Here is a 20,609-nt window from a genome sequence, read left to right on the forward strand (position 1 = left end):
ATTTTATATGGAATTAGCAAAAAGAGTGCAAACCTTAACACCATCATCAACATTAGCAATTACTGCCAAAGCGAAGGCATTAAAACAAGAAGGTCATGATGTAATTGGCCTTGGAGCGGGAGAGCCAGATTTTAATACGCCAGAACATATTTTAACGGCAGCTAGTAAAGCGATGCATGACGGACTCACCAAGTATACACCGGCTGGGGGAACCGTTGAATTAAAGCAAGCTATTGTTGATAAAATGAAAAAGGATCAAGGGCTAACATATGCTAGTGAGCAGGTGATTGTGACAACTGGCGCCAAGCATGCCTTATACACGTTATTCCAAGTATTACTAAATCCAGCAGATGAAGTGATCGTACCTGCCCCTTATTGGGTAAGCTATCCAGAACAAATTAAGTTGGCTGAAGGAACGCCGGTGTTCTTAGAAGCAAAGGAATCAAATCAGTTTAAAATCACACCAGAACAACTGGAACAGACCATTACCACCAAAACCAAAGCAGTAATTATTAATTCGCCAAGTAATCCAACTGGTGTAATGTACACGGAAGAGGAGCTAAAGGCGCTTGGTGAGGTTTGTTTAAAACATAATATTCTAATCGTTTCTGATGAAATTTATGAAAAATTAATCTATACGGATCAGGCACACATTTCGATTGCCCAAATTTCATCGGAACTAAAGGAACAAACGATTATTATTAATGGTGTATCGAAGTCCCACTCGATGACAGGCTGGAGAATTGGTTTTGCTGTAGGAAATCAAACCATTATTAAGGCGATGTCCAATCTAGCTTCTCATTCTACCTCGAACCCAACATCGATTGCACAATATGCAGCGCTTTCGGCGTACACATCGTCAGGTGAGCAAGTGGAAGTGATGCGTCGAGCATTTGAAGATCGACTTGCTAAGTTGTATGATTGGATTGTAGATATTCCAGGCATCACTTGTGTCAAACCTAAAGGTGCTTTTTACTTATTCCCAAATGTTAGTGAGGCTGTCAAAAATAATGGTTTTTCAACCGTGGATGATTGGGTGAAGGCATTATTAGAAGAAGAGAAGGTTGCACTAGTTCCTGGATCAGGGTTTGGATCGCCAAATAATGTTCGCTTGTCGTATGCAACTTCATTGGATCAATTAGAAGAAGCTGCAAAACGTATAAAACGGTTTGTGTTAAATCATCAATAAGTATTATCGGAGGTAAGAAGTATTGAAAACAACAATAGATCAAGTAGCAAAATATGTAGGTGAAGAAGTAACAATAGGAGCTTGGCTTGCCAATAAGCGTTCTAGTGGTAAAATTGCCTTTTTACAATTAAGAGATGGAACTGGCTTTTTCCAAGGTGTTGTTGTAAAAGCAGCTGTATCTGAGGAAGTATTCCAGCTAGCGAAAAGTGTCACACAAGAGTCATCATTATACGTTACAGGAACTGTTGCAGAGGACACTCGTTCACCATTCGGATACGAATTACAAGTAACAAATATCGAAGTGATTCATGAAGCGATCGATTATCCAATAACACCAAAAGAACACGGTACAGAATTTTTAATGGATCATCGTCACTTATGGTTACGTTCTAAGAAACAACATGCGATCATGAAAATTCGTAATGAGATTATCCGTTCAACCTATGAATTCTTTAATGAAAATGGCTATACGAAAATTGACCCACCGATTTTAACTGGTTCATCAGCAGAAGGAACGACAGAATTGTTCCATACGCAATATTTTGATGAGGAAGCCTATCTATCTCAAAGTGGTCAACTGTACATGGAAGCAGCGGCAATGGCATTTGGAAAAGTATTTTCCTTTGGACCAACATTCCGTGCTGAAAAATCGAAAACAAGAAGACACTTAATTGAATTCTGGATGATTGAGCCTGAGATGGCTTTTATGGACCATGAAGAAAGCTTACAAGTCCAAGAACAGTATGTCAGTCATGTTGTTCAATCCGTTCTGAAAAATTGTAAGTTGGAATTAAACACATTAGAACGAGATGTAGAAAAACTAGAAAAAATTCAAGCACCGTTCCCAAGGATTTCTTATGACGATGCGGTTACATTATTAAAAGAACAAGGTTTCGATGATATTGAATGGGGCGAAGACTTTGGAGCACCTCATGAAACAGCGATTGCAGAAAGCTTTGATAAGCCAGTGTTCATCACGAATTATCCTGCAGAAATTAAAGCATTCTACATGAAGCCTGATCCAAACCGACCAGAGGTTGTTCTATGTGCCGACCTAATTGCACCAGAAGGTTATGGAGAAGTGATCGGCGGTTCCCAACGAATTGATGATTTAGCATTAATGGAACAACGATACCAGGAACATAATTTAACTGGAGAAGCTTATCAATGGTATTTAGAATTACGTAAATATGGTAGTGTACCACACTCAGGGTTCGGATTAGGTTTAGAGAGAACAGTTGCTTGGATTGCAGGTGTTGATCATGTGAGAGAAACCATTCCATTCCCAAGACTATTAAACCGTCTATATCCATAAAATTTCTTAAAATCCCTTGTAACTGATATGTTACAAGGGATTTATATCTTTAACATTTGTGTGTGGTGTTGCTTTTTCATTAGTGTATTTAAACGTAAAATCACGTCGGATTTTCTATCTAAGTGAAAAACTACAACATACAAAAAGTGTGCATGTCTTGACAAATTTTGTGGTGTCTTACTTGTTGTTCATTCATGCTATAATATTTCTTGAGGTGAATGTTAATGGTTCAGCAGCAAATTAGTTATCAAGCAATTATTAATGATCAGATGGTGTTACCATCGATATTGTTTAAGAATTACCATTTATTAGGTTTAAATGAAACTGAGGTTATGGTGATTCTTCAAATTCATCGTTTTCAAAATGAGGGAAACAGTTTTCCGACACCAAGTGATCTTGCAGGCTTTCTTTCGATTACTGAAGACGAATGTTCGCAAGTATTAAGAAAACTGATCCAAAAAAATATTTTAGCGATTGAACAATATAAAAATGATCACAATATCTTAGATGAAAAGTATTCGTTAGAAAGTTTATGGAATCAATTATATAATCCCAAAAAACAAAAACAACCATCAAAAGAACAGGATTCATCCAATATCTTTATTTTATTTGAACAAGAATTTGGTCGTCCTTTATCACCATTTGAAATTGAAACAATTAATATTTGGATTGATGAGGATGAACAACAACCATCTTTAATCAAAGCAGCATTACGAGAGGCTGTTTTGATGGGAAAGTTAAATTTCAGATATATCGACCGTATCCTCAGAGAATGGAAGCGAAAAGGGATTCGTTCTGTTGAACAAGCCCGAAATCATAGTAAGTCATTCCATGGTAATCAAGCGACAAGCAAAGTGAGTCAAACAGAAAGCCAACCAAAAAGAGACGTATCTTTATATTATAATTGGCTGGAAGAAGAGTAAGTGAAGGTGAATAACAATGTTAAATAAAAAACAAATCAGGTATTGCCTGGATGCTATGAAAGAAATGTTTCCTAGAGCGGAATGTGAACTCGTGCATAAAAATCCTTTCGAATTAGTGATTGCTGTTTTGTTATCTGCGCAATGTACGGATGCATTAGTGAACAAAGTGACCAAAACGTTGTTTCAGAAATATCAAACACCAGAAGATTATTTGGCTGTTTCATTAGAAGAATTGCAGCAAGATATTCGCTCGATTGGCTTATACCGTAATAAAGCTAAAAATATTCAAAAACTATGTCGTATGTTAATCGATGACTATGATGGACAGGTACCATCGACAAAAGATGAATTAGAAAAACTAGCTGGAGTAGGGAGGAAAACAGCGAATGTAGTAGCTTCCGTTGCTTTCAATGAACCTGCTATCGCAGTAGATACCCATGTGGAACGAGTGTCTAAACGTTTGGCTATTTGTAGATGGAAGGATTCCGTTTTAGATGTCGAAAACACTTTAATGCAAAAAGTTCCTAAAGAAGAGTGGAGTGAGACACATCACCGGATGATTTTTTTCGGTAGGTATCATTGCAAAGCGAAAAATCCGAATTGTGATCAATGCCCCTTGTTGGAGCTTTGTCGAGAAGGACAAAAACGAATGAAGGCAAGAGAAAGAGAGAAGGGATCCAGTGTTTGATAAAGGAAAACAATATATAGCGGAATGGAAAAGAAGTAAAGATACAATCGCTACATTGTATAATGAACGAAAGTATAAAGATGCAGTAGAGCCAATGTTACAACAGGTGACTGCATTCAAAAAAGCTTTATACGAAGTAAATAAAAAGAATGATAGCTCGAGAGAAACTTTTCAATCAGATGTTAAAGATTTTAGTTATAAACCGATGAATGTCACAGATAGAGTCACATTTATCGAAGAAAATCCTGAACAATATCATTGCTATATTCAGCTTAATGAACTGTTTATGGAGCTTGAAAAAATTTACGCTAGAGCAGAAATTATGGAAGCGAGAAATAGTTAATTCAGAAAAAAGAGACAATCGCCAAATGGCAATTGTCTCTTTTATTATTTTACGCAGCATCATCATCAAGAAGGTTACCAGTTAATCCATCGATCACCTCGTCAGTTCCTGACTGTTCTTCGTCAGATTCTTGATCACTATCTTCATTATCTACATTCTCATTTTGCTCATCGTCATTTTCGTTACTGTTCTCTCCATCATTTTGATCATGATTGGAGTTTCCGCGGCCATTATTATCGGATTGGTTATTTTCATCATCTTCCGTTTCATTCTCATCTTCATCCAATTCATTTTCCTCGAATTCGTCTTCGTCTGACTCAGTAGGTTCCTCTCCTATAGGGATTTGTACGGAGACAGCTTCACTCGAATTGCCATCATTTTCATCACTAACAGCAACTACTTCAATCGTATATGTTGTTTCCTTCTCAACATTACTAATTTCGATTGTTTGATCTTTGGTTGTCGATAGTTTAGTCATTGGATCATCATCTGTTCCGGCTGATATTTCAAATGAGATTGTATCTACTTCTTCTGGATATTCCCATTCGGCGGTAATAACATTCTCTTCTGGATCATACTCAGCTTTTAAGTTTTCAACTGGTTCAATTTGATCAAATTTTTCTGATTCCTCAGTTGGTTCTGTTCCTTTAACGAACAACTCTGTAACTTTTTCTGATTCTGGTGTGTAATCACTTGGTAGTTTAGCAGGATTGGATCCTTTTTCAACAGTAACTTCTACAACAGAATTAGGTTTCTCAAAGTCTGGAGTTTCGATCCCCTCTGAAATATGAGACATCGTGTCTTTAAATAATAGTTTGGCTATATTTCGAGCAGAACCACTAGGAATGCTTTTGCTTGGTGAACCATAACCGGTCCAAACGGCAATCGTATAATTCGTGGTATATCCACTAAACCATGTATCTGGAACACCTCCATCATCAGAGTTGGTCGTTCCTGTTTTACCTGCTACGTGTAAACCAGGAATATTAGCTTGTGTCCCTGTTCCATCGGTAACAACAGACTTTAACATATCTGTAATCATATATGCCGTATAATCAGACATCACTAATGTTGGTTCTGGTGTTAAATCCTGTGAACGTCCATCACTAAACACGACTTCTTTAACTGCATACGGTTCATTATAAATACCTTCATTACCGAATGCTCGATATGCTCCTGCCATCTCCATTGGTGTTACATTATTGTTGGTACCACCAAAAGCATCACGTAATGACATTGGTTCAAGATCGATACCTAAACTCTCAGCAAATGATTCTGCATTTGCAGTTCCTACTTCTTCTAATGTTTTAACAGTTGGAACATTTAGTGACCACTCTAAGGCATAGCGGGCAGTCATCCAGCCTTGATACTCCCTATTCCAATTTCGGATAGGTCCACTTGCAGTTTGGATCGGAGCATCATCATTTAATTGATGGTAGGTGGACCATTGTTCTGTTTCAATAGCTGGCCCGTAGGCAGTTATTGGTTTAATAACCGATCCAGGTTGTCTTCCATCCCCTTGGAAGGCATAGTTCCAATCTCCAGTTTTACGGTTATGCCCGCCCCCAATCGCTCGGATTGCGCCTGTTTCTGTATCTAAAACTGTTAAACCAGCTTGAAATTCATCATCAGGGTAAGGAATTGGGTTTTCTTCACTATCATTTAATAAGAATTCTACATGCTGTTGTGCATCTTGGTCGATCGTTGTATAGATTTCCAGTCCTTCATTGTATATGTCAACATCTAACTTTTCGTCAACTTCGTTTGCAACTTTTTGTATAAAGGAGTCATATGGTGTTGTATTGGAACGTTTATCGACTAGCATCGATTCAACATCCACCTGTTTAGCTTGCTCGGCTTGTTCTTCTGTAATTTTTCCATGAAGCACCATTAAGTGTAATACAGTGTTCATCCGACTTTGAGCTCGTTCGGGATTAGTGTATGGATCATAAGCACTAGGACGTTGTGGCAAACCAGCAAGTAATGCGGCTTCTGGTAAAGTTAAATCATTTACATCATCTTTTCCAAAATATATTTCTGCAGCTTTTGCTACTCCATATGCACCAGCGCCATAATAGATTTTATTGAGATACATTTCTAAAATTTCTTCTTTTTCATACTGTCTGTCTAATTTTAGTGAGAGCCATTGTTCTTGCACTTTTCGTTCCAGCTTTTTATCCGTTGATAAAAACGACCCTTTGACAACCTGTTGTGTAATGGTACTAGCTCCTTCCGCACCAAAACCTTCCTTAATGTTGGCGATAATTGCACCGCCAATACGTCTTAAGTCAATACCATGATGATTAAAAAAGCGGGCGTCCTCTGTTGCGATCACTGCATCGACAAGAACATCTGGTAACTCGTCATAACTGATCTTTGTTCGTTTTTCTGTTCCTAAATCTGCAAATAATTCTCCTTGCATGTCATATACTTTAGTTGATGCAGGATCTGCTAATAAGGATGCATCGATTTTTGGAGCATCCGTAATATAATAAGCGAAAAGACCTCCAACCCCTAAACCAGATACGAGTACGATAATACCTAATATTAATACTATTTTTTTCCAAATTGGTTTCTTCTGCTGTTTCTTTTGTTTTCTTCTTGCTGTTCGAGATTGGCCTTGATTTGCCATAACTCATCTTCCTCCGTTCTAAAAATAAAGCTCGTCTATAACTGATAAATAGTCTACTTTTGCTTGTAAGCGTAGTGGTATCTCTATACCAAATTGTTTTACTTCTGCATATGGAATGGACTTCTTCCCACCATTAAATTGACGATTCCAATATGAAAAAAGTTTCATAGCAGGGAAAAAATACGTTTCTTGTAGACTTGCAAAACGAATGATTAAAAAGCAAATTCCACCATGTTCAACAATCCTTCTCATATGATTGATTTGGTGCTCGTGAATATTGGCAAGCGGAAAAGAAGTTTTATTCTTTGTTTCCTTTGCTTCAAAATCAATATATTTTTCTTTATAAATCCCATTATAATCTGTGGTGGAGGCCTGTTTGAAATAGCCTTCCTTTATAACCGCAGCACTTCGTTTAGGATAATCCACATTAACGATTTGGACAGGAGTTGGTTTTTTATGAATGACGGCCTTATTCATACTAAGATAATAGTCATTGGTATCATTAATATCTTTTTCTAGCGTCATCCCCCTATTACTAAAGGTGGTGTTACTCCGATTCGTTGTTCGTGAAGTATGTGTTGAACGCTTTTTTCCATTCGGATAGTTCATTATAGTATTCCCCCTATGCATGACAGTATCATACCAAAATCAATCAAGACTTGGAATAAAAATGTTTATATTTTTGTGTAACATTTTGTTTACAATAATAAATACTAGCAAATACTGTTCACAAAGTAGGTGTATTTAATGAATTATGTGGATTATATTAACAGAATAACAACCCAACTTAACTATGATAACATTTCCCGTACAAAAGCATATCAAACCTTTTATCGATTATTCCCTGAAATAAAGTGGGCATTTCTAGCTAGTATGGTGTCACGAAATGCAGGGTGGAATATGACAGACCTACAAACTAGGCCATTTAAAACAATTCTTTCATCAAGGATAAGAAAACAACTATTTTCAACTTATGAACGTGCTAATTGGCTTATATTTTCTGACGCTTATCCCCAGTTACTCATTTATCAACTTTCATCACAATTAAAACAGCCACTTTTTCATTTATTAATGAAATTGTCTATATCACGTTTTATGGTACGGGAATGGATTCATTTTTGGTACAACCAAGATACCGATAGACTAATGACAGCGTTAATTATAAATGAACAAAATGTGATTCAATCTCCTGTAACGAAGCATCCTTTCTTTAAACGTCATGTTTTTCGTAACTGGCCTTATGTGATACAAGATTTGTTTCAGCTAAATACAGTACTATTTCCTAGCCGGAGTGGATATGCATTTGGAATCAATGTTCATGACTTTGGTAGTACGTCAAAGCGGATAACATTAGGTAAAAAGTTAGCCGCAGTTTTATTTCATGATGATTATTATCCAGCCTTGTACGATTTTGCCATCCATACCGAACACACTGGATCAAGATATGATTATGAGCAATACTTTTATCCAAGAATTAAATTTACTGGTAATCCGACTCTTCGAATAGTTTATCCAGCCATTTCCCATCAAGATAAAATCCGTAAAGATTGGTATGTAATGAGAGGTTGTAAACATAAATGGTGGGAACCTGTATCAATGGATGGAAGTGAAAATGATTGGCAGAGTTTTTATCGAAAACGACAAGCTTTTAAAGGCATGTATCATCTGAAAAATTTTTTTAGTTGATGGCGCTTCGTTTTACTACCACATACCACATGTAATAAGGGGCTTTATTCTATAGTTGTTGTTGCTACAGATAAGCTGTATTATACGACATAACTCGCCGCTTCCAATAAAAGATGAGTGCTTTAAAGTCGCTGCGGCAATACACTACGCTTTCCGTGGGGGGGCTGAGGCCATGCCCACGGAAAGCGTAGTATTCTGCCGGAACGATGATAAAGCACTTATTTCAATCAGAATGCAAGATTGCAAAAAAGTTATGTCGAATAATACAGCTTATGCGACATAAAAACAACGTGGATGGCGAAAGAGTTTTAGAAACTGGTAGAATTAGGGTAAAAGTAAAACCTTTGCGCTAAAGCAAAGGTTTTACTTGTTTCTTATGTGGAAGGACGGTCTGGTCCTTCTAATTTTTTGTCTCCAAATCCTGCGCGACGTTCTTCTTGTTGTTTAACGCCGTTTTTCTTGTCATTTCTTTGTGCTTTTTTGTTACTCATGTCAAACCCTCCTTCATTTTGTAGTTTGGTTCAAATCGGATTAAAAAATACAGCAATAATTAACTAAAAATGTTTGTTTTCTTCTAGTTTTGTCGTCTGTGAAGGGATGTTTGAAACTAGGGCGAATACTGTGATTACAGAAAGTTTTAAGGAGGAGGAATCGATAATGGGAGTTGCAATGAGATCATTGGATGAAAAAAAGCATGTATCTAAACAAGAATTCGAAAAAGCTTATATAGAACTTATGGAAGACATACGTATGGTAGACCAAAAATTATCTACCAAAGCAGATGATGTTGTGTTGACTATGACTTTGGCACATCGTCAGGAGATCGAGGAGTTACAGGATGAACTATTGTACTTAAGAAAAGAAATCAAACAGTTAAAACAACATAGTCAAAATAAGAAAGAACCTGTTGTAAAGGACACAACTACACAAGTTCCATTATTACATTGGTTCAAAAAATTACAATTATCCCGCAGATAATGGTACAGTAGAAGGGAAAGGCGGGACCCACATGAATGAACTAAAACAGTTAACGGATCAATTACAACTAAAGATAGATGAGCTAAAATCGAGATATTTAACAAACGAAAAACCAGAAAACAAAAGAGATCGAGATTTCTTCATGTATGTGAAGGATCAAACCACACCAACTTATGAGATGATTCAACAATGGCAAGAAGTGGCTTTAGCATTTGTTAAAGATCGCAAGGTTCAAGTTCACCCACAACAAATTGAATCAACAAGTGAAAATTTAGAATTATTGTTAATGCATAGCTATTATATTGATGTGAAACGAAAGCGATATATGGAGTTACATCATTCTATCCATTATGTTTTCGATAGGTTGTTGGAAGACTTGGAATCAATATAATTTTAATATTGATTCCATGCTTAACTTGCTGTAAATGCTTAAAAGTTTTAATCTAACGCTTAGGGTTTATTTCAATAAAGAGGTAACACCCTGACACCAACTTTTTTAAAGGAATATCCTAAAATTAGGTAACTGTCTTAGACAGGTCTCTCTTTCTTTACATAGGTTATTAATGAATCTACTAAAGAAAGGAGATCATAAAATTATGAGACATCATAAACCCTATGGAATGCATTGTGGATGCCCAAAACCGATGGATACAGTTGTGTATCCAACCAAATATAATGAAGTTCACACATGTAGTGAAAACGAAGTGAAACACGTACACCCTTCGCATACCAATGTGGTAAACCATCATTTAACGAAGAACACACATGTATATCCACACTCCACTTCTTATGATAGTACGTTTGAAAGCGTCGATGTATATGGTGGTTCTTATCAAGTCCCAAGACCACCAAGACCAAATGTCGGTGCAGGTCCAATGCCAGGGCCAGGGGTATCACCACAAGCTGGACCAATGCCAGGACCAGGGGTACCACCGCAAGCTGGACCAATGCCAGGGCCAGGTGCTCCTATGCCACCGATGGGACCAAATGTAGCTCCAGGTTCTCCGAACGTTCCAGGTGGATTTAGAGGACCAAAGAAATAACAATGCATCAAGAAGAGCTGGTCTTATTCCAGCTCTTCCTTTTATGATCAATCAATATCATTGCGTACATAATTTAGGACTCTTTTCTAAAAAATTGATATAGTTTATGAAAGAAGGGTAATTTCTAAAGGGGAATCATAATGAAAATCCTTACCGTAACAGGATATAAACCAATGGAACTGAATATATTTAAACCAAACGATAAAAAAATTGCGATTATAAAAGAAGCCATTAAAAACAGATTAATATCGTATATAGAGGAGGGATTAGAATGGGTATTAGTATCAGGCCAAATGGGGGTCGAATTATGGACGGGTGAAGTTATCTTAGATTTAAAAGAAGAATATGATATTAAATTAGGTATAATTCCACCGTTTGAAAATCATGACCAAAGATGGCCTGAACATTATCAAGCAATATCCCAAGAATTATCAATGCTTGCAGATTTTCATCAACCCCTCTATCGTGATGAATACAAGGGGCCTTATCAATTTAAAGCAAGGGACAAGTGGTTAATTGAAAAAAGTGAAGCATGTTTAGTACTTCTTGACGAAGAATACCCTGGAAGTACCAGATTCTTTTTACAAGAAGCAAAAAAAGCAGTAGAACGAAATACATATGCCAGCTATACACTTACACCGTTTGATTTAGAGGAAACGGTACAGGAATTAATGGAGCAGGATCCCAATTATTGGAACAATGATTGACATTTGAGCTTTAATTTGAAAAAATAAAGATTAAGTTGTGTGAGATATGAGGTGAATAAAAAATGTATCTAGATCGCATTCAATTAAATAGTAAAGATATATTAGAGAAAAACTTTAAGACGGCAATGCGTGGTTACAACCAAGAACAAGTAGATGAATTTTTAGATATTGTCATTCAGGATTATGAAAACTTTTATCATGAAATCGAGAGGTTAAAACAAGAAAATGATCGATTAAAGAAAAACACAGATCAGCCAAAAACAAGGTCTACTACTGGTAGTCATCAAGTAAATTATGATATTCTTAAGCGGCTATCTAATTTAGAAAAAGCTGTATTCGGTAAAAAAGTGGTTGATTCTTAATTCCTTAAATTACCAGTGATTTTTCTTGGAATCTATGCTAAACTGTTTTTATTGACGAAATAACAATTTAACATTAAAATGATTAACGCGAATGAATGTTTGAGTAATCGCTGCACGCTTCTTTAGCGTGTAGAGGAAAGTCCATGCTCACACAGGCTGAGATGCTTGTAGTGTTCGTGCTTGACGAAATCATAAGTCAAGGTAACCATGATTGGTTAACGGCAGGGAAAATACCTAAGTCTCTTATGAGGTATGGTATGAATACCTTGAAAGTGCCACAGTGACGGAGTCAGGAAGGAAACTTCTTGAGTGGAACGAGGTAAACCCCACGAGTGAGCAACCCAAATATTGGTAGGGGCATCCTTGATTAGGGAATTCAACCGAAAAAGGGACAAGCAACTAGCTTGTAGACAGATGATTACTACTGGCGTACGAGGCTGACCACCGTTTGTAGTACAAAAGTACAGAACATGGCTTACAAAACATTCATTTGGTCCTTATTTCGATAAAACAGTACCCTTTCTAAAGTCAGTTTAGCTTTGGAAAGGGTTTTTTTATGTTGTAAAGAATGGGATAATAGACAAAGGATAGCATAGTAATATAGACTTTTGTACGGTCAATACATATAAAGGAGTGCCGTTATGAATCAAGAGGTAACATTAATCGCAACTGCAGCAATGGGATTGGAATCAGTTGTAGCACAAGAAGTAAAAGCATTAGGATATACCGATCTAAAGGTAGAAAATGGTCGAGTTCAATTTAATGCAGAAGTATCTGCAATACCTAGATGTAATTTATGGTTAAGAACTGCAGATCGAGTAAAAGTTTTAGTAGGGCAATTCGAAGCGAAGAGCTTTGATGAGTTATTTGAAAAAACGAAAGCATTACCATGGGAAAGCTTCATTGAAGAAGATGGGGAGTTCCCTGTTATTGGGAAGTCCGTCAAATCGAAGCTTTATAGTGTGCCCGACTGCCAAAAGATCGTCAAAAAAGCGGTTGTAGAACGATTGAAACGTAAATATGGAATTGCTTCATGGTTAAAGGAGTCTGGTGCATTTTATCGCATTGAAGTATCCTTACTTAAAGATGTTGCAATGTTAACCATTGACACCTCAGGAAGTGGCCTACATAAACGGGGATACCGTGTTGGTCAAGGGGAAGCGCCACTAAAAGAAACGTTGGCTGCTGCGCTTATCCAACTAACCAATTGGAAAGCCGATTTTCCATTCGTTGACCCATTCTGTGGTTCTGGAACTATTCCAATTGAAGCTGCATTGATTGGTCAAAATATCGCTCCTGGCTTTAATCGTGAATTTGCTTCTGAAGGTTGGTCCCTTGTTGGAAACAAAAACTGGGAGAAAGCACTTGAAGAAGCGGAGGACCTTGCTAACTATGACCAACCGTTAACCATTGTTGGATCTGATATTGATCACAAAATGGTTGAAATTGCCAAAGACAATGCAATTGAGGCAGGACTAGGGGATTTGGTTATTTGGAAACAAATGCAAGTAAAAGATATTAGCCCAAAACAAGAAAATGGCTATTTAATTGGAAACCCTCCTTATGGGGAACGACTAGGAGACAAACCAGAAGTAGAAAAAATGTATCAAGATCTAGGGATAGCAATGAAGCAACATCCATCTTGGAGTGTCTACATTTTAACTTCGAATGAGAAATTCGAAAGCTTGTATGGTAAACAAGCAACAAAAAAACGAAAACTATTTAATGGATTTATAAAAACAGACTACTACCAATATTTTGGGAAGCATAGCTAAAAGGAGATGGAGAGATTGGCTACAGTAAAACAATTAGAAACGGGGTTTTTGGAACTACTCAAAGAACAAAGCGCCTACCAAGAATCCTTAACCCTAATTCAATGGGACTTGCGCACCAAAATACCAAAAAAAGCGGTGGAACAACGATCTGAAGTAGTCGGATTTTTATCGCAAAAGTTACATAACTTGTCCACTTCTGATCAGATGAAACAGTACATTGATGGATTGAAGGGAAAGACAGAGGATCCAATCATTCAAAAAGCGGTGGAAGAATGTGAAGAGGAATATAATCGGAACCGAAAAATCCCTGAAGAGGAATATAAAGAGTTTATTATGATCCAATCAAAATCGGAATCAGTTTGGGAAGAAGCGCGTGAAAAAGGAGACTTCTCGCTCCTACAACCTTATTTAGAAAAACTGGTAGCCTATAACAAAAAGTTTGCAGATTATTGGGGATATGAAAACAACCGTTATGATGCATTGCTACATATGTATGAGCCTGGAGTAACAACAGAAATATTAGATAATGAATTTGCACAGCTAAGAACGTCGTTAAGTCAATTAGTAGAAAAAATTAATCAAGCAACAAATAAACCTGATCCTTCTTTGTTGCAACAGCCCTTTCCTAAGCAAGATCAACAACAATTTAGTTTACAGATCTTGAATCGAATGGGGTATGACTTTGATGCAGGAAGACTTGATGATACAATCCATCCATTTGCAATTGCCTTAAATGCAAATGATGTACGAGTGACAACAAGATATGATGAAGAAGATTTCCGTATGGCTGTTTTTGGCACGATTCATGAAGGTGGTCATGCACTCTATGAGCAGAACATTAGCCCAAAACTTGCGCAAACACCACTTGCAACTGGAACATCGATGGGTATACATGAGTCCCAATCGTTATTCTGGGAAAACTTTATTGCCAGAAGTGAAGCGTTCTGGCAAAATCATTATGATTTATTTAGAAATTATGCACCAAAACAGTTTGAAAATGTAGCTTTTTCTGATTTTTATCGAGCAATTAATGAAGTGAAACCTTCGTTTATTCGAATTGAAGCAGATGAGTTAACCTATTCACTTCACATTATGATTCGCTACGAGTTAGAGAAAGCTTTAATTAATGATGAGATTGAAGTAAAAGATTTGCCGAAGTTATGGAATCAGAAAATGGAAGAATATTTAGGAATTACACCACCTTCTGATAAAGAGGGCGTGTTACAAGACATCCATTGGTCTGGTGGAGACTTTGGTTACTTCCCATCTTACGCATTAGGATATATGTATGCAGCTCAATTTTACCATAAACTATCCACTGAATTAGACATTGATAAACTAATTCAAAATGGGGAGTTCAGCCCAATTAAAGATTGGTTAACCGACCATATTCACCAATACGGAAAAATGAAAAAACCTTTACAAATTATTAAAGATGTTACAAATGAAGAATTAAATCCGCAATATCTGGTAAATTATTTAACAGATAAATATCAAGGAATTTATCAATTTTAAAACATAGTTTAGCTCTATCTAGATCGAAAGGCAGCAAGTACATGTTACTTGCTGCCTTTCGTGGTTTCAGTTGTTAAAAAAGTAAATTAACAGGTGAAAATCCCTTAAATATCCTCATTTTACCATGAATTAAGAGGTTGGACACACTTTCTCCATACATATCAAGATTTTCACCGCAAAGCTATCTTAATTAAAATATAATAATTTTCTCGTAACCAAATGTATGTACAAACCATATCGGAGGCAGACTAATAAAAAAAGTGGTGTTGCATATGGCGTGTATTTGTTCGATTGGCACAAGTCTACCGGAATATCAAAAAACACAAGATGAAGTGAAACAATTAGTAGAAACCATTTTTCCGAGACCTACAAGAGAAAAACAACGATTACTGCAAGTTTTTGATCATGCGAATATATCGAAGCGACAATTTGTTGTTCCTGAACAATGGTTTACAGAAGATCATTCGTTCGCTGAGAGAAATAAGATCTATCAACACGAAGCAATTAAACATAGTATCAAAGCAATGGACCACTGTCTAACGAATGAATACTTTGTAGAAGAACCAATTACTTACGAGGCGATTGATGCGATCTTTTTTATATCAAGTACAGGACTTGCAACTCCGTCGATTGACGCCTACTTAATGAATGAGCGTCATTTTCGTGAGGATGTTGTCCGGATACCGATATGGGGGTTGGGTTGTGCCGGGGGTGTAAGTGCGATGGCACGTGCACATGATTGGTTACAAGCAAATCCTACAAAAACGGCATTAATTGTAAGCGTTGAACTGTGTAGTTTAACATTTCAAAAAAATGACACAAGCAAAAGTAATTTTGTTGGGACAGCTTTATTTGGAGATGGAATTGCCGCCATGTTAGTTGCTGGAAGTGAATCGAGTAATCGAAAATATATAAAAGGACCCTCACCACAAATAACGAAGACTAGTTCCCACTTACAGAAAAATACCCTTGATGTAATGGGATGGGATATCGCCAACACTGGGTTTGAAGTCATTTTCGCTAAAAGTATACCAAAATTAGTCGAAACTTTATGGAAACAACATGTAACACAGTTTTTACGTACTACAGACATACAGTTAGATGAATTACAATTTTTCATTGCCCACCCTGGGGGAACAAAAGTGTTACAAGCAATGGAAGACGCTTTAAATAAATCAAAGGATACATTTCGGTTTTCTTATCAAGTGTTAAACGATCATGGAAATATGTCGTCAGTAACGGTTTTCCATGTATTAAAAAGGGTAATGGAACAACGAATCCAGCCAGGGGTACAGACAATCGTATCAGCACTCGGACCTGGATTTAGTTCAGAACTATTAAGTTTGGAGTGGTCGGATTGAGCGGATGGCTTTGGTATCTGTTTGCATTTCTTGTTTTGCAACGATTGATTGAATTAGTCATAGCCAAAAGAAATGAGCAATGGATGTACCAGAAAGGGGCATATGAAGTGGGGAAAGATCATTATAAATGGTTTATTTTAGTTCATAGTTTGTTCTTTTTGGCCTTATTAGTGGAAGGGGATTTTCAACAGTCATTTTCGCCAGTACTATTTGGGCTGTTTTTGGTCACACAATTGCTACGTATTTGGTGTCTTGTCTCTTTAGGGAAGTTTTGGAATACGAAAATTATTATCTTACCAGGAGCGCGCTTAGTCGAGAAGGGGCCATATCGATTCATGAAGCACCCAAATTATGTCGTGGTAGCTATTGAATTATTCATCATTCCAATCATGTTTCATGCCTATGTTTTAGCAATTATCTTTCCACTATTACATCTGATCCTACTTACAAAAAGAATTCCAGTAGAAAATAAAGTCCTTATACAATGTAGTCACAAAAAGTCATAGACAATCGGATCATTCTTAAATTATACTAACCTTATCAACTTTAATTGCGTGTTAAAAAAGAAGGATAATATGGATAGAGAAGTTTTAGGCAATGTAGACCCTTAGGATCTTAACGATGTTTTAACATTCGTAAGGACAGGAACATCAAACCCAACTTAAAACACCGATCTGTCATTTTATCAGGCTTTTTTGACATCAACTTTTAGATTTTTAGGTGGCATCCTTATGAACAATACATATAAGTTAGCACATTATTTAGAAGATTTATGGTCAAAGGGCTTTAAACTAAAAGATGAAGAAGTACGTTTTATTTATTTTGGAAAAAATTATACAAATGCACATGATTGGAAAATTATTTTAGCAATCAATGTAACGATTTCCCTGCAATTTGATTTTGATCGGAGCTTTTTTTTAAGCCTGTTAGAACTCTTCGATGAAAATAATATTCAAACAGAGCAAGAAGCATTTAAGTTTTTAAAACAACTTGGTTTTGTGATTGATTAATCTTGGATATGGATTGCTTTTCTCGAAAGACGATCAGCATTTTTATTTTGCTTCTCTGGGATCCATTTAATAAAGCAGTAAGGGAAGCTTTGTATCCCTTTCTGTATTTCTGCTAATAGTGGCTTAAATGTTGGATTTTTTGTGAATTCTTTTTCAATTGTGTCGACCACTAATTTAGAATCAGAACGAAGTGAAATGATTTCGTTAGGGAACTGTTGCTTGCAAATTTGTAGTGCCTTAATAACAGCATGGAATTCTGCTTCATGGTTTGACAAATACCCTAAATGATACAAAAATTCCATCTGTTCATTACCGTTTTTGATATAAATACCAGCACCACTTAGGCCTGGGTCACCACTAGCCGCTCCATCTGTATAGACTTCAATCATATGCAAACCTCTTTCATGCTAAAGTTGTGACTCTTGTGTTTGATCTAACACTTATTGTAAACAAAAAAGTGATGATCATAAGTGATCACCACTTTTTAAAAACCAATTTATTGTTTAACTACGTTAGCTGCTTGTGGTCCGCGTTCACCTTCAACAATTTCAAAAGTAACTTGTTGACCTTCTTCTAGAGATTTGAAACCTTCTTCTTGAATAGCTGAGAAGTGTACGAATACATCGTTTCCTTCCTCAAGTTGGATGAAACCATAACCTTTTTCAGCGTTAAACCATTTTACTACTCCGTTTTGCATGTTAAATATCCTCCTAAAAACTTTCACGTAAAACGTGGTAATACAAACAAGATGATCGATCGAGCTAAATAAAAAAGTAGCCACAGTTAGAAGCGCTGGATTCTAATTCCATTGCACTTCTATCTGAAGCTACCTGTACTTAAATGAATCCATACATCTTCTTTGCTTGATTCAAATATAGCTTATTTTACCAGTTGAGTCAATACATAGAATGCAACGAATTTTAAAAAAATAAATACAATAGGTGAGTGCTTTTTCATCCTAGATAAGCTTAAGACAATCCTCGACATATAGCTTTTTACCACAAAGAGAATTGTCTTAAGATCTCTAGTGAGTAAGGCCTAGATCTAGACTTCAAAGATATAGAAATTCAAACATAAGCTTTTACCAAAGTAACTTATTTACCAACTACTCTTTTTGCCCCTAAATATCTTTTTTCCCAGTATGAACCACGCATATCTTCAATCTCGACTCCTGAAGAAGTTCCTGCATGAATAAATTTATGATCGCCAAGATAAATACCCATATGGGAAGGACCAGGTTTATAGGTTTCATAAAAAACAAAATCTCCAACCGATAATTTGTCTACGGGTTTTGTCGCATTCCATATCTCTTCGACACTTCGAGGAAGGTCAATATTTATCTCTTTAAATACATATTGGATGTAACCACTACAATCAAATCCATTTGGTGAAGTACCTCCCCAATTGTATGGTGTTCCAATATGTTGTTTTGCTTTTTTTATAAGTGTGGAGGGATCGTATGCTTTTTGTTTTGACACTGATTTAACTTTCGGAACGTTTTTCTGTTCTTCGGTTTCGTTCATCGTTAAATGTTCGATTTCTTGTTCCTGTTCTGTTTCGTTTTGGCTCTGTTCAGCAGCAACCATACGTTGAATCGTTTCTTCATCGATTTCATTTTTAATTTCGATGCCGTAATCATTTTGAAAAGCCTTTAGTGCCGTTTGTGTCATCGGCCCAAAAATTCCATCGATTTCCTCAGTATAGTAACCAAAGTAATATAAAGCGTTTTGAATTTTCTTGATATCGTCACTTTTTTCACCTGGTTGATAGACATGTTCTAACTCTAGTAAAGGCTTTAGATATTTTTCTCTTTCCTTTGTAATTAATGTTATAATGGTTGCTCGGTCGGCTTGACCGCTTGCAGTTAATTCGTGTTCATGTTGAAATTTTTTAAGCGCGTATTCAGTTAATACCCCAAACTCACCATCGATGGATTTATCAAAATAGGAAAGCTTCGATAATTTTTGTTGAAGAACTCTCACACCATCATTATGTTGACCATAATAAAGCGTTTTGCTATCTTCGATTACTTTGTTTTCTAACATTGGGTAGGCATCTACATAAAAGGAGAATGGTTGACTTAACGCAAAACCATAGGCCATTGAATGTTTAACAACATGCTGTACATTTGCGTCTGTAAGCATACAAATCCCCTTCCTAATCTAATCTCTTAACAAGTATTATGTTGGAATCTTCAAAATATGAAATGATCTGAAAAACGAAATATTTCTGTAATATGTATGTTACAATAAAAGTACCACGTCATGAATTATTATAGGGGAAAAGGGGACTAGACATGCTTTAGTCTTCAATTATGAAAAAATTTAAATTGAAGTGTATACTCATTATTTTTTTCTTAATCGTTCCTTTCACTTCAGTTACAAAGCCTTTCCACGGGATTATGCTGCATCAAGCAATGGGGGAAGTGACTACCGGTCTAATTGAGAAATTATCGAATGCTGATCTATTACAAGAGTTAGTGGTCGTTCCTAATCAATCGAATCAATATCAAGAGGTCCTCGACATGGTGAGTCGGATTAATCAAATCGATCGATCAGTGTTAAAACTCTTAGTGGAACAGAATGTAAAGATACGACTTTTTGAAGGTGCTTTAACTGATGAACCGCTGTTATATTATTTGAATTGGAATCAACCTCGTGGCAGGGGAGAGGGAACAACATGGGAAAACATACCTGGGTCAGGGGGCAATTGGCTCATATCCGCTAAAATTGGAGCGAGTGATCCTGGAAATGGACACGGTTCTAAAAATTTAGAGTTACATGAAATTGGCCATACCGTGTATAATTTATTAATGACTTCTCCAACATATGCTACAGCTATTCAGATGGCATGGGAAAAAGAAGTAACTATCTATTTTCCTGATAACGATTATTTTACAACTTATCCATCAGAATATTTTGCAGAAATGTTCGCTTTGTATTACTATGATGAAGATTCCAAAGAAAAAATGAAACAAATCACACCTCTTACTTATCAATTGTTTCAACAACTACAAACATTAAAGACTGATACCATTGAACGTAATTATTATGGGTTATAGGGATCAGGAAAGGAGTATACG

Annotated in this window: 22 protein-coding genes and 1 other RNA gene; 18 read left to right on the plus strand and 5 right to left on the minus strand. The window is 36.4% G+C overall.

The window, feature by feature from the left end; translation table 11 throughout:
• Positions 1-7 precede the first annotated feature (7 nt).
• From FCI53_RS06490 to FCI53_RS06510, 5 genes are all read left to right on the plus strand, one after another.
• The gene (locus tag FCI53_RS06490; protein WP_138417023.1) at positions 8-1,189 is read left to right on the plus strand and encodes a pyridoxal phosphate-dependent aminotransferase; all 1,182 of its coding nucleotides are present in this window, start codon (positions 8-10) and stop codon (positions 1,187-1,189) included.
• A 22-nt stretch (positions 1,190-1,211) separates the two neighbouring features.
• Positions 1,212-2,504, plus strand: a complete 1,293-nt coding sequence (gene asnS / locus FCI53_RS06495) for an asparagine--tRNA ligase (RefSeq protein WP_138417025.1) — start codon at positions 1,212-1,214, stop codon at positions 2,502-2,504.
• A gap of 224 nt (positions 2,505-2,728) precedes the next feature.
• Positions 2,729-3,427 (plus strand): DnaD domain-containing protein, encoded by a 699-nt coding sequence (locus tag FCI53_RS06500; RefSeq protein ID WP_138417027.1) that lies wholly within the window; start codon positions 2,729-2,731, stop codon positions 3,425-3,427.
• Positions 3,428-3,443: 16 nt separating this feature from the next.
• Entirely contained in the window at positions 3,444-4,115 is a 672-nt protein-coding gene (gene nth / locus FCI53_RS06505) for an endonuclease III (protein WP_138417029.1), read from the plus strand.
• The gene (locus FCI53_RS06510) at positions 4,108-4,458 is read left to right on the plus strand and encodes a YpoC family protein (RefSeq protein ID WP_138417031.1); all 351 of its coding nucleotides are present in this window, start codon (positions 4,108-4,110) and stop codon (positions 4,456-4,458) included. Before nth ends, FCI53_RS06510 begins: the two co-directional genes overlap by 8 nt.
• A 49-nt stretch (positions 4,459-4,507) precedes the next feature.
• On the opposite strand, the gene FCI53_RS06515 is transcribed toward FCI53_RS06510, so the two are convergent.
• Entirely contained in the window at positions 4,508-7,090 is a 2,583-nt protein-coding gene (locus FCI53_RS06515) for a PBP1A family penicillin-binding protein (RefSeq protein WP_138417033.1), read from the minus strand.
• Between the two features lie 18 nt (positions 7,091-7,108).
• On the minus strand, positions 7,109-7,699 hold the full coding sequence (gene recU, locus FCI53_RS06520) for a Holliday junction resolvase RecU (RefSeq protein ID WP_138417035.1): 591 nt from the start codon (positions 7,697-7,699) through the stop codon (positions 7,109-7,111).
• A gap of 138 nt (positions 7,700-7,837) precedes the next feature.
• On the opposite strand from recU, the gene FCI53_RS06525 reads away from it, so the two are divergent.
• The 12 genes from FCI53_RS06525 to FCI53_RS06580 all read left to right on the plus strand — a co-directional run bounded on the left by FCI53_RS06525 (position 7,838) and on the right by FCI53_RS06580 (position 17,527).
• The gene (locus tag FCI53_RS06525) at positions 7,838-8,776 is read left to right on the plus strand and encodes a DUF2515 family protein (RefSeq protein ID WP_138417038.1); all 939 of its coding nucleotides are present in this window, start codon (positions 7,838-7,840) and stop codon (positions 8,774-8,776) included.
• A 657-nt stretch (positions 8,777-9,433) separates the two neighbouring features.
• The gene (locus tag FCI53_RS06530; protein WP_138417039.1) at positions 9,434-9,754 is read left to right on the plus strand and encodes a hypothetical protein; all 321 of its coding nucleotides are present in this window, start codon (positions 9,434-9,436) and stop codon (positions 9,752-9,754) included.
• 31 nt (positions 9,755-9,785) lie between these two features.
• Positions 9,786-10,145, plus strand: coding sequence for a DUF1798 family protein (locus FCI53_RS06535; RefSeq protein ID WP_138417041.1), 360 nt, complete (start codon positions 9,786-9,788; stop codon positions 10,143-10,145).
• A 205-nt stretch (positions 10,146-10,350) separates the two neighbouring features.
• Positions 10,351-10,797 carry a CotD family spore coat protein gene (locus FCI53_RS06540; RefSeq protein ID WP_138417043.1) on the plus strand — a complete coding sequence of 149 codons (447 nt, stop codon included), beginning with the start codon at positions 10,351-10,353 and terminating at the stop codon, positions 10,795-10,797.
• Between the two features lie 140 nt (positions 10,798-10,937).
• The gene (locus tag FCI53_RS06545; RefSeq protein WP_138417045.1) at positions 10,938-11,504 is read left to right on the plus strand and encodes an SLOG family protein; all 567 of its coding nucleotides are present in this window, start codon (positions 10,938-10,940) and stop codon (positions 11,502-11,504) included.
• 62 nt (positions 11,505-11,566) lie between these two features.
• Positions 11,567-11,866, plus strand: a complete 300-nt coding sequence (gene gpsB / locus FCI53_RS06550; protein ID WP_138417047.1) for a cell division regulator GpsB — start codon at positions 11,567-11,569, stop codon at positions 11,864-11,866.
• Positions 11,867-11,961: 95 nt separating this feature from the next.
• An RNA gene (rnpB, locus tag FCI53_RS06555) (RNase P RNA component class B) lies at positions 11,962-12,349 on the plus strand.
• 158 nt (positions 12,350-12,507) lie between these two features.
• Positions 12,508-13,641, plus strand: coding sequence for a THUMP domain-containing class I SAM-dependent RNA methyltransferase (locus FCI53_RS06560; RefSeq protein WP_138417049.1), 1,134 nt, complete (start codon positions 12,508-12,510; stop codon positions 13,639-13,641).
• Positions 13,642-13,647: 6 nt separating this feature from the next.
• Positions 13,648-15,156: a carboxypeptidase M32 gene (locus FCI53_RS06565; RefSeq protein ID WP_138417051.1), complete on the plus strand. Its 1,509-nt coding sequence runs from the start codon at positions 13,648-13,650 to the stop codon at positions 15,154-15,156.
• 272 nt (positions 15,157-15,428) lie between these two features.
• Entirely contained in the window at positions 15,429-16,517 is a 1,089-nt protein-coding gene (locus FCI53_RS06570; RefSeq protein WP_138417053.1) for a type III polyketide synthase, read from the plus strand.
• Positions 16,514-17,023 carry an isoprenylcysteine carboxyl methyltransferase family protein gene (locus FCI53_RS06575; RefSeq protein ID WP_138417055.1) on the plus strand — a complete coding sequence of 170 codons (510 nt, stop codon included), beginning with the start codon at positions 16,514-16,516 and terminating at the stop codon, positions 17,021-17,023. The genes FCI53_RS06570 and FCI53_RS06575 overlap by 4 nt, the downstream gene beginning before the upstream one ends.
• 225 nt (positions 17,024-17,248) lie before the next feature.
• On the plus strand, positions 17,249-17,527 hold the full coding sequence (locus tag FCI53_RS06580) for a DUF6123 family protein (RefSeq protein ID WP_138417057.1): 279 nt from the start codon (positions 17,249-17,251) through the stop codon (positions 17,525-17,527).
• On the opposite strand, the gene FCI53_RS06585 is transcribed toward FCI53_RS06580, so the two are convergent.
• The 3 genes from FCI53_RS06585 to FCI53_RS06595 form a co-directional block, all read right to left on the minus strand.
• The gene (locus FCI53_RS06585; RefSeq protein ID WP_138417059.1) at positions 17,524-17,916 is read right to left on the minus strand and encodes a ribonuclease HI family protein; all 393 of its coding nucleotides are present in this window, start codon (positions 17,914-17,916) and stop codon (positions 17,524-17,526) included. The genes FCI53_RS06580 and FCI53_RS06585 overlap by 4 nt on opposite strands.
• 107 nt (positions 17,917-18,023) lie before the next feature.
• Entirely contained in the window at positions 18,024-18,224 is a 201-nt protein-coding gene (locus FCI53_RS06590; protein WP_138417061.1) for a cold-shock protein, read from the minus strand.
• Between the two features lie 397 nt (positions 18,225-18,621).
• The gene (locus FCI53_RS06595) at positions 18,622-19,671 is read right to left on the minus strand and encodes a C40 family peptidase (RefSeq protein ID WP_138417063.1); all 1,050 of its coding nucleotides are present in this window, start codon (positions 19,669-19,671) and stop codon (positions 18,622-18,624) included.
• A gap of 257 nt (positions 19,672-19,928) precedes the next feature.
• Here FCI53_RS06595 and FCI53_RS06600 point away from each other — a divergent pair, with 257 nt between their 5' ends.
• Positions 19,929-20,588: an anthrax toxin lethal factor-related metalloendopeptidase gene (locus tag FCI53_RS06600; RefSeq protein WP_138417065.1), complete on the plus strand. Its 660-nt coding sequence runs from the start codon at positions 19,929-19,931 to the stop codon at positions 20,586-20,588.
• The last annotated feature ends 21 nt before the right edge of the window (positions 20,589-20,609 follow it).

The sequence above is a fragment of the Aquibacillus sediminis genome (genome assembly GCF_005870085.1).
GTDB classification, from domain to species: Bacteria; Bacillota; Bacilli; order Bacillales; family Amphibacillaceae; genus Aquibacillus_E; species Aquibacillus_E sediminis.

Bases quoted from the DNA above. Each gene is read 5' to 3' on its own strand.
- gpsB (WP_138417047.1), top strand. From the start codon at position 11,567: ATGTATCTAGATCGCATTCAATTAAATAGTAAAGATATATTAGAGAAA.
- FCI53_RS06490 (WP_138417023.1), top strand. From the start codon at position 8: ATGGAATTAGCAAAAAGAGTGCAAACCTTAACACCATCATCAACATTA.
- FCI53_RS06535 (WP_138417041.1), top strand. From the start codon at position 9,786: ATGAATGAACTAAAACAGTTAACGGATCAATTACAACTAAAGATAGAT.
- FCI53_RS06560 (WP_138417049.1), top strand. From the start codon at position 12,508: ATGAATCAAGAGGTAACATTAATCGCAACTGCAGCAATGGGATTGGAA.
- nth (WP_138417029.1), top strand. From the start codon at position 3,444: ATGTTAAATAAAAAACAAATCAGGTATTGCCTGGATGCTATGAAAGAA.
- FCI53_RS06500 (WP_138417027.1), top strand. From the start codon at position 2,729: ATGGTTCAGCAGCAAATTAGTTATCAAGCAATTATTAATGATCAGATG.
- FCI53_RS06580 (WP_138417057.1), top strand. From the start codon at position 17,249: ATGAACAATACATATAAGTTAGCACATTATTTAGAAGATTTATGGTCA.
- FCI53_RS06600 (WP_138417065.1), top strand. From the start codon at position 19,929: ATGCTGCATCAAGCAATGGGGGAAGTGACTACCGGTCTAATTGAGAAA.
- FCI53_RS06515 (WP_138417033.1), bottom strand. From the start codon at position 7,090: ATGGCAAATCAAGGCCAATCTCGAACAGCAAGAAGAAAACAAAAGAAA.
- recU (WP_138417035.1), bottom strand. From the start codon at position 7,699: ATGAACTATCCGAATGGAAAAAAGCGTTCAACACATACTTCACGAACA.
- FCI53_RS06530 (WP_138417039.1), top strand. From the start codon at position 9,434: ATGGGAGTTGCAATGAGATCATTGGATGAAAAAAAGCATGTATCTAAA.
- FCI53_RS06545 (WP_138417045.1), top strand. From the start codon at position 10,938: ATGAAAATCCTTACCGTAACAGGATATAAACCAATGGAACTGAATATA.
- FCI53_RS06570 (WP_138417053.1), top strand. From the start codon at position 15,429: ATGGCGTGTATTTGTTCGATTGGCACAAGTCTACCGGAATATCAAAAA.
- FCI53_RS06590 (WP_138417061.1), bottom strand. From the start codon at position 18,224: ATGCAAAACGGAGTAGTAAAATGGTTTAACGCTGAAAAAGGTTATGGT.
- FCI53_RS06565 (WP_138417051.1), top strand. From the start codon at position 13,648: ATGGAGAGATTGGCTACAGTAAAACAATTAGAAACGGGGTTTTTGGAA.
- FCI53_RS06595 (WP_138417063.1), bottom strand. From the start codon at position 19,671: ATGCTTACAGACGCAAATGTACAGCATGTTGTTAAACATTCAATGGCC.
- FCI53_RS06585 (WP_138417059.1), bottom strand. From the start codon at position 17,916: ATGATTGAAGTCTATACAGATGGAGCGGCTAGTGGTGACCCAGGCCTA.
- FCI53_RS06525 (WP_138417038.1), top strand. From the start codon at position 7,838: ATGAATTATGTGGATTATATTAACAGAATAACAACCCAACTTAACTAT.
- FCI53_RS06540 (WP_138417043.1), top strand. From the start codon at position 10,351: ATGAGACATCATAAACCCTATGGAATGCATTGTGGATGCCCAAAACCG.